A 12,597-nucleotide genomic window follows, 5' to 3' on the forward strand; every position below is an offset into this window, starting at 1 on the left:
CAAGGTCTAATCATCTGTCGACAAGACTAATGTGAAGTCAAACAGAGTACAAGTGTAAGCCTAAAGTTTATCAAATAAAAAGCCGAAACCCTACGGTTTCGGCCTTTCTGATGGTGCGAGCGATTTAGTCTTTAAATCGCTCTATTTTGGCACCTAATAAAGCGAGTTTATCTTCGATACGCTCATAGCCGCGATCGATATGATAAATGCGGTCAACAATGGTTTCGCCGGAGGCGATACAGCCTGCAATAACCAAGCTTGCCGACGCTCGTAAGTCTGTCGCCATAACTTGAGCACCACTTAACCCTTCTGAGTCGCCGCAAATGACTGTATGTCCCTCAATTTCAGCCTTAGCGCCCATTCGTTGTAACTCAGGCACATGCATAAAACGATTTTCAAAAATCGTTTCAGTGATCACACCACCGCCCTTAGCCATCATATTAAGCAGCGTAAATTGTGCTTGCATATCGGTCGGGAAACCTGGGTGTGGGGCTGTTCTAATCGATACAGCTTTGAGTTCTCGACCCGTCATATCAAGGCTGATCCAATCGTCACCGACTTCAATAAGTGCGCCAGCTTCTTCAAGCTTAGCCAAAGCCGCCTCTAAAAGCTTTGCGTTGGTGTTATGACAAACAATTTTGCCGCCAGACACCGCTGCTGCAACCAAAAATGTCCCGGTTTCGATACGGTCAGCAACGACGCTGTGTTCACCACCGCCTAAACGCTCAACACCTTCGATAGTAATGGTATCGGTACCTGCACCAGAGATTTTTGCGCCAAGCGCATTTAAAAATGCAGCCGTATCTTCAATTTCAGGCTCACGCGCAGCATTGTCTAATATGGTTGTACCTTCAGCGAGCGCAGCGGCGCACATGACAGTGATGGTGGCGCCAACACTGACCTTATCCATGACAATATGGGCACCTTGCAAGCGACCATCAACAGACGCTTTAACATAACCGTCTTCAAGCACGATGGTGGCACCAAGTTGCTCAAGGCCATGAATATGCAAATCAACAGGTCGAGCGCCTATCGCACATCCACCGGGAAGAGACACTTGTCCCTGACCAAAGCGAGCGACCAGAGGTCCCAATGCCCATATTGAGGCACGCATGGTTTTTACCAGATCGTAAGGAGCGCAAAACTCGTTAATGCCACTCGCATCAACATGTACCGATCCATTGCGAGAGACATTTGCACCAAGGCGCTTTAACAGCTCCATGGTTGTATCGATGTCGCGCAGTTTAGGGACGTTATGAACGACCACTGGCTCTTCCGCCAAAATAGCGGCAAATAAAATAGGCAGTGCAGCATTTTTTGCACCAGAAATAGAGACCTCACCCGACAAAGGGGTGGATGAGCCAGTTACTCGGAATTTATCCATTGTTACAGCGGCACCTTATAGTGACATTAGCTTTTTATCACGCGCCCACTCTTCAGGGGTCAGCGCTTTAATGGAGAGCGCATGAATATCGTTGCGCTGAATGTAGTCCATTAAAGGAGCGTAAATAAATTGTTGTTTCTTAACGCGGCTCATGCCGTCAAAGCAAGGATCAATGGCGATCACTTCAAAGTGGCTACCTTCGCCTTTCACATGTAGCTCTTGAATTTCTAAAGCGCTCTCTAGCAGCGACTTGACGTCTGAACTTTCCACAATGATTCCTTCTTGTTCAATTTAGGATTTTCGATTTCACTTTAAAGCCAGACCACAAAAGGTTAAAGCTGACAGGCACGAAAACGCGACATTATAAGCCGAATTTACAATTTTGCATGAAAAAAAAGCGTCAAGATTTGGTTTGGAAAGACCAACGCTGATTTTTCATACAACCCATTTGGTTAATTGGAGGTTTTTTGAGTAATTGTTATCTTGGATTGTTCTAACAACTCTTCGGTAACGCTGGCTAAACCTTGAGTACGTATTTTACCGCTCCACTCAGATTGTTTGCTCGACAGCATACTGATGCCTTCTGCAATGATATCGAAGGCCAGCCACTCAGTACCTTGCTTGTTGCTGCGCCACTTAAAGGCCAACTTTATATTTGGCTTGTTTGGCTCGACGATCTCGACAGGAACAGTCACAATTCGGCTCCCTTCAGGTACTGGCTGAATCGGTGCATAAAGCAACTCCTGATCGTCATATTGTACAAATACTTGAGCGTAGGCCGTGACCATGTAAGCGCGAAAGGCCTCTAAAAAGGCTTCTACCTCTGTTTTGTCTTGCAGCTTTAACTGAGAACCTAGTAACTTCAACCCGGCATATTGATAGTGAATGTAGGGCATCACCTCTTGCTCCACTATCTCTTTCAAGTAATCCGGGTTCTCGTTTATTTGCGCACTTTCTTGGGTGATGCGGTTAAAGGTTTTTTGAGAAACCGTCTCCATCAACTGGTATGGATTACTGGTGTCTTCAGCGAACGAAGTGATGCTGAAACTGGTAATGAGAATGATAAAAATGGCTCGGGTCCATAATTGACTAATATTCATCTCACTCTCCTTGCATGCTATATAAAAATTGCCCAATCAAATCTTCTAAGACTATGGCTGATTTAGTGTCTTCGATGAAATCCCCATCAGACAAATAGTCGCCATCATCAAGATCAAAACCTGGGACAAAACTCACATACTGCTCTCCAATCAGTCCGGAGGTGAGTATTTCAACCGAGCTGGTGTCTGGAAATTGGTTAAATTGAGAGTCTATGGAAAACGTTACAGTCGGAATAAACAAGCTTGGATCCAAGGTGATGTCTTTCACTTCACCGATCACCACCCCACCCACTTTTACTGGAGAACGCACTTTTAGGCTGCCTATATTTTCAAACCGAGCCTTTATCGTGTAATGCTTATCGCTAGTGAGTGAGGTTACGTTGGCCACTTCAAGGACCATAAACAGCAGCGCCGCCATACTGAGCAACACAAATAGCCCAACCCGCAATTCGGTGTGTCGATTTTGCTTCATTAATCCTTCCTATCCTTGCCAAAACAGTTGAAGTTTTTGTGGTTAAGAACCACCAAACATTAAAGCCGTCAAAATAAAGTCCAGCCCAAGCACTAATAAGGATGCATGTACTACAGAGCGCGTAGTGGCTAAGCTAATCCCTTCTGAAGTGGGCTTACAATGGTATCCATGAAACAGAGCAACCCAAAGTACTGCCACAGCAAACACAACGGCCTTAATAAAACTATTCAGTATATCTTCTGACAATACAACCGATGATTGAATTTGAGACCAATAACTGCCGTAATCTACACCCTTCCACGACACCCCAACCCACTGACCACCAATTATGCCTACCGCAATAAACAAAAAACTGAGCAAAGGCATAACAATCACGCCACCCCAGAACCTAGGTGCGATCACTTGACGCAGAGGGTCTACCGCCATCATCTCCATACTAGAGAGTTGTTCGGTGGCTTTCATTAAACCAATTTCCGCAGTCAATGCAGACCCCGCTCTCCCAGCAAATAAAAGCGCGGTAACCACTGGACCTAGCTCTCTAAGTAACGACAATGACACCAACTGACCCAGGGCGCTTTCGGCGCCAAAGTCCACTAAAATAACAAAGCCTTGTAAACTCAGCACCATGCCGATAAACAGACCTGATACGCAGATAATCATTAGCGACTGCCAACCGAGAACCTCTATCTGTTTTAACAAAAGTGGCCACGACTTTTTAAAGTTAGGCTTGCTAAATAGCGCCCCAGCTAACATCCAACTCGCGGCACCAATACTTTGAACGAGCGCGAACGATGACCGTCCTAGAGATTCTATCTTGTGTTGAAACAACATTATTCAACCCTCTCAAGATGTTCAAATTCAAGTGGCTTCAAAAACTGCTGTACTTGGACATTTTGACTGGCTCTGAGCTCTTCAGGTGTCCCGTGAGCGATAATGGTTTTATTGTCCAGCATGTAGACATAATCAGCTAACATCATCACTTCAGGAACATCGTGCGACACCAATATAGAGGTCACATTAAGTCGCTTATTCAGCGAGTCGATAAGTTTAACCAGAGTGGTTTTCGTCAACGGGTCTTGACCTACGAAAGGCTCATCATACAACAACACATCCGGTTCTAATGACAGCGCTCTTGCAAGCGCAGCACGACGCGTCATACCACCAGAAAGCTCTGACGGCATTAAGTCAAAGCTGTCCGCAAGACTGACTGCGTCTAACTTGTCCATCACCTTAGTACGGATTTCTGCTTCGGATAGATCGGTATGCTCACGCAAAGGAAAAGCCACATTGTCAAACACCGTCAGATCAGTAAATAGCGCCCCAGATTGAAATAACATTCCCATCTTCTTTCTCGCCTCGAACAACGCGCGCCTAGACAATTGATGCAAGTGGTGGCCATTAAAGAGGACTTGCCCATCATCCGGCTCCAATAGGCCACTTAATAGTTTAAGCAGTGTTGTTTTGCCGATTCCAGAGGGTCCAATAATTGCGGTGATTTTTGCCGATTTCACGTCAAAGCTGACATTTTCAAAAATCTGTTTTCTCCCGCGAGAAAAACTTAACTCTTTGATTTTGTATTTTTTTGTTACATCCATGGCACGACCAATTGATTGAGTCTACTTTCCGCTACTGGTTATCCTATTTACCTATAGTTACTACAAATAGGTCAAACTTTATTTTCTTCTCATACAAACCATAGAGTATTTCTAGGGTTGTGCGCTCTAAATATTTAAGAATTTCGCTTTCTTTTTCGATGACTTAGAGTCAAAATTAGCCAACTTAAATTTGACTAATCAGGTGATAACATCCCATGCCCATTGAAGCCGTACTACTTTTAATTGTAGGTCTCGCCCTGCTAGTTTGGAGTGCTGACAAACTCGTCTTTGGTGCTGCGGCACTCGCTCGAAACTTCGGTATCGCTCCATTGGTTATTGGTATGACAATATTAGCAATGGGCTCTTCTGCACCTGAAATGATGGTCTCAGCCACCGCAGCATTAAGCGGTAAATCAGACACCGCTGTCGGTAACGTTTTAGGCTCCAATATCGCCAATATTGCGCTAATCTTAGGGATAACAGCAATCATCAAGCCTTTGTCGATCAGTTCTGGGGTTCTGCGACGTGAACTCCCTCTGATGATGGTGGTCACATTATTAGCAGGTGCGTTGCTTTGGGATAGTTACTTAGGGTTTAACGAAGGTATCGTGCTAGTCGTTTTGTTTGTGGCTTTTTTAGCGGTTATGTTAAAAATATCGCGCAGTCAAAAAAACAGTGGCGATGCATTGATTGAGGAGCAAGAGTCGGAGATCCCTGAAGGGGTGCCCAATGGGAAAGCCATCTTCTGGGTCATCGTAGGCCTAATATTGCTGCCACTAGCGGCCGATATACTAGTCAACAATGCTGTTATAATTGCGAAACATTTTGGCATGTCTGATCTTGTGATTGGCTTGACCATTATTGCTGTAGGTACAAGTTTGCCCGAGCTTGCTGCGTCTCTCGCCGGTGTCATGAAAGGTGAAGATGATATGGCTGTGGGCAATATCATTGGCTCGAACGTATTCAACATTCTTGCCGTAATGGGGATCCCTGGCATATTGAACCCAACCGTACTTAACGAAAACGTTATGGGACGAGATTTCTGGGTTATGCTTGCGGTCTCCATACTGCTAGTGGTCATGGCGCTAGGAAAATCCCGCAGCATCAATCGCATTGAAGGTAGCGCACTACTCATAATTTTTGTTGTCTACCAAGGCTACCTGCTCATGAACTTAGCTCACTAACGGATAATTGATTCACAGATGCAACAATACAACCCTGATTTTGACTATAAGTCTGCAGCCGAAGAAGTACTTGCGATTGAGATCGCTGGATTAAAGCAACTAAGCCAGCACTTCGATACTCATTTTGTCCAAGCTTGCCAAACCATTTTAAACACCACAGGAAAAGTCGTGGTGATGGGTATGGGTAAGTCTGGCCATATAGGTAAGAAAATTGCCGCAACGCTTGCCAGTACAGGTACGTCATCCTTTTTTGTTCACCCTGGGGAAGCGGCACACGGCGATCTGGGAATGATCGACAGTAATGATGTGGTACTCGCGATTTCTAATTCCGGTGAGTCGGGCGAAATTTTGGGTTTATTCCCTGTACTTAAGCGTCAGCAAGTAACGATCATTAGCATGACCGGAAACCCAAGTTCAAACATGGGTAAACTGGCAGATCTGCACTTATGTATAAAGGTGCCTAAAGAAGCTTGCCCAATTGAACTTGCTCCAACCGCAAGTACAACCGCCACACTAGTAATGGGGGATGCGCTTGCAATGGCTCTAATGCGTGCTCGTGGGTTTAGTGCGGAAGATTTCGCGCTTTCTCACCCAGGTGGAGCCTTAGGCCGAAAATTGTTGCTCAAAATAAGCGACATCATGCATTCAGGCACTCAACTGCCTAAAGTTACAGCTGATGCTCCACTGACTGAAGCACTGTTAGAAATGAGTGAGAAAGGCTTAGGAATGACCGCCATTGTCGACGCAGATAATGCAGTCATTGGCATTTTTACCGATGGCGATTTGCGCCGCTTGCTGAGTAAGCGTGTCGACATTCACGATACAACCATCGGAGAAGTGATGGGGCCAAACCCTCAAGTCGCTCATTCAAATATGCTTGCGGTTGATGGACTCAATCAGATGCAAGAACGCAGCATTAGCGCGTTGCTCATTGTTGACGACGGCCAATTGGTTGGCGCACTGAATATGCACGATATGCTACGTGCTGGGGTAATGTAATGAGCGAAAAAATTACGACTTTATATGGTGATGTCGACGCCTCCATTGTTGAAATAGCCAAACAGATCAAACTGCTTATCTGTGACGTCGATGGAGTGTTTTCCGATGGTTTGGTTTATATGGGAAACAACGGTGAAGAGCTTAAGACGTTCCATACCCGCGACGGATATGGCGTTAAATCGCTGATGAATGCCGGAATTGAAATTGCCATCATTACAGGTAGGAAGTCGCAAATTGTTACCAACCGAATGAGTGCCCTTGGCATAACGCTTATCTACCAAGGTCAAGATGACAAGGTAAAGGCGTATCAAGACATTTGCGAAAAACTCAATATCGCACCACAGAATACCGGGTATATTGGTGATGACTTGATCGATTGGCCAGTGATGGAAAAAGTTGCACTTAAAGTCTGTGTCGCAGATGGCCACCCATTATTACGTCAAAAAGCCAACTACGTGACACAGATTAACGGTGGTCATGGCGCGGTACGCGAAGTGTGTGATCTTATATTACAGTCCCGTGGCGAACTTGAAGCGCACAAAGGCTTGAGCATATGATCACGCCTCGTTGGGTCCAAGTTGTATTGATCATTGTCATTGCGTTTAGCAGCTATTATTTAGTCACCGATCAAAACAGCGTCACCGTGCAAGTTACCCCCAACGCAGAACTGCCTCAATTCTCGGGTCACCACGTGACTGACACTACCCATAAAGCAGACGGCACTCGAAACTACCGGATCACATCGAGTTATCTGGACCATTACGCCAAAAGTGGTGATACTGTTTTTGAAAGTATTGTGCTATTGGTTTACCGAGATGGTGAAAACGTCGAATGGAAGGTGGTGTCAGACCGCGCCGTACTCGACAAAAATCAGCACCTAACGTTGCAAGGCAACGTAAAAGCAGACAACCTATTACCCGGTGCTTCGTTCGACCAAATGACAACTGAGTCCTTGATCATAGAGCTCGACAGCAAAGAGTTCTACACTGATACCCAAGTTACGCTTGAAGGCGCTACGTTTTATAATGTAGGGCAATCAGCGGAAGGCAGTTTCGACACGAACCAAGCAACACTAAATAACCAAGTCAAAGGTGTATATGAAATCACTCCTTAAAGCCGCCTTGTTGTGCTTAATCTCAACAGGTGCATTTGCACTGTCTAGCGACAGCGAACAACCTGTATACATAGACTCAGATAGTCAAAAGCTAGATATGAAAAGCAATGAAGTAACCTTCGAAGGCGATGTTAAATTGGTACAGGGTAGTATCGAATTAGAAGCAGACAAAGTCATTGTCGTGCGCGACGCTGAAACTGGGACCATTACTTCCATTCAATCGTTTGGTGAGCCGACGACTTTTCGTCAAGAAACTGATGAAGGGAAAGAGCTAAGAGGCCAAGCGTTAGAATTATTCTATAGCATGAGTAACAATCAACTTCTCATGACTAAGCAAGCGCAATTAATGCAAGACGATAGTGTCATCAAAGGTGAGACCATTCGTTATCAGATCGATACTGAAACTATGCTTGCAGACGGTGGCAATGGCAATCGCGTCTCAACCGTTTTGCAACCTCAAGCGCAAAAAGGGCAATAGCCGATGACTGTATTACAGGCTAAGAACTTGGCTAAAAGCTATAACAAACGTCAGGTCGTCGCCGATGTCAGCTTAAAAGTAGAATCAGGTCAGATTGTTGGATTGCTTGGCCCAAACGGCGCCGGTAAAACTACCTCGTTTTATATGATCGTTGGTTTGGTCGCTCGAGATGAAGGTCAAATATTGATCGATGACCAAGACATCAGCATTCTTCCAATGCATAAGCGCTCGAAAATGGGGATTGGCTACTTGCCGCAAGAAGCGTCTATTTTCAGGAAGCTGTCGGTAGAAGATAACATTATGGCGGTACTGCAAACTCGCAAAGAGCTGAGCAATGAGCAGCGCCAAGACCGATTAGAAGACTTACTTGAAGAGTTCAATATTCAGCATATTCGCAAGTCTGCTGGGATGGCTTTATCCGGGGGCGAGCGTCGACGTGTTGAGATTGCGCGAGCACTGGCAGCCAATCCCGAATTCATTCTTCTGGACGAGCCTTTCGCGGGTGTAGACCCTATATCGGTTATCGACATCAAAAAGATTATCCAACACCTTAAACAGCGTGGGCTAGGCGTACTGATTACCGACCACAATGTGCGTGAAACACTCGATGTATGTGAAAAAGCGTACATCGTAAGCCAAGGGCATTTGATCGCAGAAGGCACTCCAGAGCAAGTTTTGAACAATGAGCAGGTAAAACGAGTTTATCTCGGTGAGCAATTCCGTCTATGATTAAATGGTTAAGACTGGAAAGTGTTGGCGAAGTATGGTTTAAATGAGATAACAAATCTGACTAAAACGTCATTTTTCACAGTGGTATCAAGGTAATAAATTCTGAATGAAACCGTCATTACAGCTTAAAATCGGGCAACAATTAGCAATGACCCCACAACTGCAACAAGCGATTCGCTTATTGCAGTTGTCTACACTTGATCTCCAGCAAGAGATTCAAGAAGCGCTCGATTCTAACCCACTTCTTGAAGTGGAAGAACAAGCCGAGCCCGTTTCAGATGCTGAGAAAGCAAATAATATAGAAGCCGAAAACGCAACCGCAACCGCAGCAGAAACCACACAAGAAATTGAAGCCGATCCGCAAGACAGTGCCGATCTTATCGAGCAAAGCAATATTAGCGAAGAGCTTGCTGTCGATACTACCTGGGAAGACGTTTACAGTGCAAACACTGGAAGCACTGGCATGGTGATGGACGATGACATGCCCATCTACCAGGGTGAAACCACTCAATCGCTGCACGACTATTTACATTGGCAACTTGAACTTACTCCAATGAGTGAGCTGGACAATGCTATAGCCACTTCCATTATTGATGCCATTGATGAATACGGTTATTTGACCATTTCAAGCGAAGACATCCTAAGCAGTCTAAATAATGACGAGGTAGAGCTTGATGAAGTGGAAGCTGTACGTAAGCGGATACAGCAATTTGATCCCCTAGGTGTAGCATCAAGCTCACTGCAAGAATGCTTACTACTGCAATTGGCGACTTTTCCGGAAGATACGCCATGGCTTTCTGAAGCGCGCCATGTTCTTGAAAATTACATCGATATGCTTGGTAATCGTGATTACAAGTTGATCATGAAAGAAACTAAGTTAAAAGAGGATCAACTGCGAGACATCATGTCTCTGATCCAAAAGCTGGATCCTAGACCAGGCAATACTGTTGCCCCCGATGACACTGAATATGTTGTTCCCGATGTTTCTGTTTTTAAAGACAAGGGAAAATGGGTGGTTTCAATTAACCCTGACAGCGTTCCGCGTCTCAAAGTAAACCAACAGTACGCGGCACTCGGTAAGGGAAACAGTCCAGACAGTCAGTTCATCAAAAGTAATTTGCAAGAAGCTAAATGGTTGATTAAAAGCTTAGAAAGCCGCAACGAAACACTGCTAAAAGTAGCGCGTTGCATTGTAGAGCATCAACAAGAGTTTTTTGAGCACGGAGAAGAGGCCATGAAGCCAATGGTCTTGAACGATATTGCTCTCGCTGTGGACATGCATGAGTCCACGATTTCTCGCGTCACAACGCAAAAATATATGCACACGCCAAGAGGCATCTTTGAGCTCAAATACTTTTTCTCGAGTCACGTAAGTACTGATAATGGTGGAGAATGCTCTTCCACCGCGATACGTGCCCTCATCAAGAAATTCGTAGCGGCAGAAAATAGAGCAAAACCACTCAGTGACAGTAAAATTGCCGCACTATTAGCTGACCAAGGCATACAAGTGGCCCGTCGTACGATTGCTAAATATCGTGAGTCCCTAGGGATAGCCCCTTCAAGTCAGCGCAAACGCCTACTTTAGGCAGAAACAGAAGGAACGTCTATGCAAATCAATATTAAAGGCCATCACGTTGATCTAACAGATTCAATGCAGGAGTACGTGGATTCTAAATTTGCAAAACTAGAACGCTTTTTTGAACACATCACCAATGTCCATGTTGTACTGAAAGTTGAAAAACTTAACCAAATTGCAGAAGCCACCCTACATGTTGCGCAAGGTGAAATACACGCCTCAGCCGAAAGTGATAGTATGTACGCAGCGATAGATTCTCTGGTCGACAAACTTGTACGACAACTCAATAAACATAAAGAAAAATTAAGTAATCACTAAACTATGCAAATCAGTGAAGTACTCTCTTTGGACTGCACAAAAAGTGCAGTCCATTGTACGAGCAAAAAAAGAGCCCTCGAAATCATCAGCGAAATCGCTGCCGAGCAATGCGATCAAAGCTCAACTGAGTTATTTGAATGTATGTTAGGACGAGAGAAAATGGGCAGTACGGGCATTGGCAACGGTATTGCTATCCCCCACGCCCGAATGCAAGACAGTGAGCGTGCTATCGCAGTATTAGTACAGTGTGATGAGCCTATTGAATTCGATGCCATAGACAATCGACCCGTTGACCTTTTGTTTGCACTCTTAGTGCCAGACTCTCAATGCAAAGAACATTTAAGCACTTTGGCCAGCATGGCCGAAAAGCTAAACGATAAAGCGATAACCAAACAGCTTCGTCGTGCAGAATCCGATGAAGAGCTTTATCAAATCATGGTCGCGAAATAATCATGGATTCCCCTAAAACCAATCAACTTGTGGTTATCAGTGGCCGTTCGGGCGCGGGCAAAAGTGTCGCGTTGCGTGTGTTGGAAGATTTGGGGTACTACTGCGTCGATAACTTACCCGTCAATCTACTCACTCCCTTTTCCGACAGCATGAAAAATCAGTTGGGGCGTGTTGCAGTTAGCATCGATATTCGCAATTTACCTAACGACCCTAATCAAGTCACTACCCAATTAAATGCGCTTAAGCAAACTTGGGATGTGATGGTGATATTTGTCGACGCGCAGCTCGAAACACTGCTTAAACGCTACAGCGAAACTCGACGGATTCACCCGCTGTCCATTGGCGAAGAAAAGCTAGCACTGGCTCAAGCCATTGAATCAGAAGAAGACTTACTCGAACCCATAAAAGCACAAGCCGACTTAGTCATCGACAGTAGTCAATCGACACTTCATGACCTGAGTGAAACCGTGAGGTTGCGAGTTCTTGGGCGCGAAAGCAAAGAGTTAGTCATGGTATTTGAGTCGTTTGGATTCAAATATGGTGTGCCAAAAGATACCGATTACGTCTTCGATGTTCGATTTTTACCTAACCCTCATTGGGAGCCAGGACTTCGCAGCCAAACAGGACTCGATAAACCTGTACAGGAATACTTAGCGGGCCACCAAGAAGTTCAAGACCTTACGCAAGACATCCAAGGTTTTGTCGAGAAATGGTTGCCACAACTTGAGAAAAACAATCGCAGCTACCTAACTATCGCTATTGGATGCACCGGCGGAAAACACCGATCAGTGTTCGTTGCACAACAACTTGCCATTCACTTTGCCGATCTCAAACATCAGGTTCAAGTAAGGCACACCACTTTAGAGCGTCCCGAAAACAAACTTTAGTCGAGAAATTGCCGATGGAACTCACCAGAACAGTACTCATCATTAATCGCTTAGGCTTGCACGCTCGCGCTGCCATTAAGTTAGTTGAACTCGCTCAAAGCTTTGATGCAACGCTCACACTGTGCAATGACGATAAGTGTGTAGTGCTTGAGAGTGTTATGGGGGTACTGCTATTGGAGTCCTCACAAGGCCAACACGTCACAATAAAAGCAACCGGTCCGCAAGCCGATGTTGCCTTAGACGCAGTTTGCCAGCTCATCGAAAAAAAATTCGATGAAGATGAATAAGTTGCGTCAATAAGATTAAAAGTG

General features: G+C 45.1%; 17 protein-coding genes. 11 read left to right on the forward strand and 6 right to left on the reverse strand.

Annotated features, from left to right (window positions below; translation table 11 throughout):
• Positions 1 to 124 precede the first annotated feature (124 nt).
• The 6 genes from murA to JQC93_RS16520 form a co-directional block, all read right to left on the reverse strand.
• Positions 125 to 1,384 (reverse strand): UDP-N-acetylglucosamine 1-carboxyvinyltransferase, encoded by a 1,260-nt coding sequence (murA, locus tag JQC93_RS16495; RefSeq protein ID WP_205159482.1) that lies wholly within the window; start codon positions 1,382 to 1,384, stop codon positions 125 to 127.
• Between the two features lie 15 nt (positions 1,385 to 1,399).
• Positions 1,400 to 1,654 carry a BolA family iron metabolism protein IbaG gene (ibaG, locus tag JQC93_RS16500; RefSeq protein ID WP_084883785.1) on the reverse strand — a complete coding sequence of 85 codons (255 nt, stop codon included), beginning with the start codon at positions 1,652 to 1,654 and terminating at the stop codon, positions 1,400 to 1,402.
• A gap of 182 nt (positions 1,655 to 1,836) precedes the next feature.
• A complete protein-coding gene (locus JQC93_RS16505; RefSeq protein ID WP_205159483.1) occupies positions 1,837 to 2,484 on the reverse strand; it encodes an ABC transporter substrate-binding protein in 648 nt (215 codons plus the stop codon).
• 1 nt (position 2,485) lies between these two features.
• Entirely contained in the window at positions 2,486 to 2,956 is a 471-nt protein-coding gene (gene mlaD / locus JQC93_RS16510) for an outer membrane lipid asymmetry maintenance protein MlaD (protein WP_205159484.1), read from the reverse strand.
• Positions 2,957 to 2,998: 42 nt separating this feature from the next.
• Positions 2,999 to 3,787 (reverse strand): lipid asymmetry maintenance ABC transporter permease subunit MlaE, encoded by a 789-nt coding sequence (mlaE, locus tag JQC93_RS16515; RefSeq protein ID WP_205159485.1) that lies wholly within the window; start codon positions 3,785 to 3,787, stop codon positions 2,999 to 3,001.
• Complete coding sequence (locus JQC93_RS16520; RefSeq protein ID WP_205159486.1) at positions 3,787 to 4,551, reverse strand: ABC transporter ATP-binding protein; 765 nt, start codon at positions 4,549 to 4,551, stop codon at positions 3,787 to 3,789. The genes mlaE and JQC93_RS16520 overlap by 1 nt, the downstream gene beginning before the upstream one ends.
• A 215-nt stretch (positions 4,552 to 4,766) precedes the next feature.
• On the opposite strand from JQC93_RS16520, the gene JQC93_RS16525 reads away from it, so the two are divergent.
• The 11 genes from JQC93_RS16525 to JQC93_RS16575 all read left to right on the forward strand — a co-directional run bounded on the left by JQC93_RS16525 (position 4,767) and on the right by JQC93_RS16575 (position 12,573).
• Positions 4,767 to 5,735, forward strand: a complete 969-nt coding sequence (locus JQC93_RS16525; RefSeq protein ID WP_205159487.1) for a calcium/sodium antiporter — start codon at positions 4,767 to 4,769, stop codon at positions 5,733 to 5,735.
• An 18-nt stretch (positions 5,736 to 5,753) separates the two neighbouring features.
• Positions 5,754 to 6,734 (forward strand): KpsF/GutQ family sugar-phosphate isomerase, encoded by a 981-nt coding sequence (locus JQC93_RS16530; RefSeq protein ID WP_205159488.1) that lies wholly within the window; start codon positions 5,754 to 5,756, stop codon positions 6,732 to 6,734.
• The gene (kdsC, locus tag JQC93_RS16535; protein ID WP_205159489.1) at positions 6,734 to 7,291 is read left to right on the forward strand and encodes a 3-deoxy-manno-octulosonate-8-phosphatase KdsC; all 558 of its coding nucleotides are present in this window, start codon (positions 6,734 to 6,736) and stop codon (positions 7,289 to 7,291) included. The genes JQC93_RS16530 and kdsC overlap by 1 nt, the downstream gene beginning before the upstream one ends.
• Positions 7,288 to 7,848: an LPS export ABC transporter periplasmic protein LptC gene (gene lptC, locus JQC93_RS16540; protein WP_205159490.1), complete on the forward strand. Its 561-nt coding sequence runs from the start codon at positions 7,288 to 7,290 to the stop codon at positions 7,846 to 7,848. Before kdsC ends, lptC begins: the two co-directional genes overlap by 4 nt.
• Positions 7,832 to 8,326 (forward strand): lipopolysaccharide transport periplasmic protein LptA, encoded by a 495-nt coding sequence (lptA, locus tag JQC93_RS16545; RefSeq protein WP_205159491.1) that lies wholly within the window; start codon positions 7,832 to 7,834, stop codon positions 8,324 to 8,326. Before lptC ends, lptA begins: the two co-directional genes overlap by 17 nt.
• A 3-nt stretch (positions 8,327 to 8,329) precedes the next feature.
• Positions 8,330 to 9,055, forward strand: a complete 726-nt coding sequence (gene lptB, locus JQC93_RS16550) for an LPS export ABC transporter ATP-binding protein (RefSeq protein WP_084883771.1) — start codon at positions 8,330 to 8,332, stop codon at positions 9,053 to 9,055.
• A 106-nt stretch (positions 9,056 to 9,161) separates the two neighbouring features.
• Positions 9,162 to 10,640, forward strand: a complete 1,479-nt coding sequence (locus tag JQC93_RS16555) for an RNA polymerase factor sigma-54 (protein ID WP_205159492.1) — start codon at positions 9,162 to 9,164, stop codon at positions 10,638 to 10,640.
• Between the two features lie 21 nt (positions 10,641 to 10,661).
• Positions 10,662 to 10,949, forward strand: a complete 288-nt coding sequence (gene hpf, locus JQC93_RS16560) for a ribosome hibernation promoting factor (RefSeq protein ID WP_205159493.1) — start codon at positions 10,662 to 10,664, stop codon at positions 10,947 to 10,949.
• A gap of 3 nt (positions 10,950 to 10,952) precedes the next feature.
• Positions 10,953 to 11,399, forward strand: a complete 447-nt coding sequence (gene ptsN / locus JQC93_RS16565) for a PTS IIA-like nitrogen regulatory protein PtsN (RefSeq protein WP_084883767.1) — start codon at positions 10,953 to 10,955, stop codon at positions 11,397 to 11,399.
• Between the two features lie 2 nt (positions 11,400 to 11,401).
• Positions 11,402 to 12,286, forward strand: a complete 885-nt coding sequence (rapZ, locus tag JQC93_RS16570) for an RNase adapter RapZ (RefSeq protein ID WP_205159494.1) — start codon at positions 11,402 to 11,404, stop codon at positions 12,284 to 12,286.
• Positions 12,287 to 12,300: 14 nt separating this feature from the next.
• Entirely contained in the window at positions 12,301 to 12,573 is a 273-nt protein-coding gene (locus JQC93_RS16575) for an HPr family phosphocarrier protein (protein ID WP_205159495.1), read from the forward strand.
• The last annotated feature ends 24 nt before the right edge of the window (positions 12,574 to 12,597 follow it).

The sequence above is a fragment of the Vibrio ulleungensis genome (genome assembly GCF_016900875.1).
GTDB lineage: Bacteria > Pseudomonadota > Gammaproteobacteria > Enterobacterales > Vibrionaceae > Vibrio > Vibrio ulleungensis.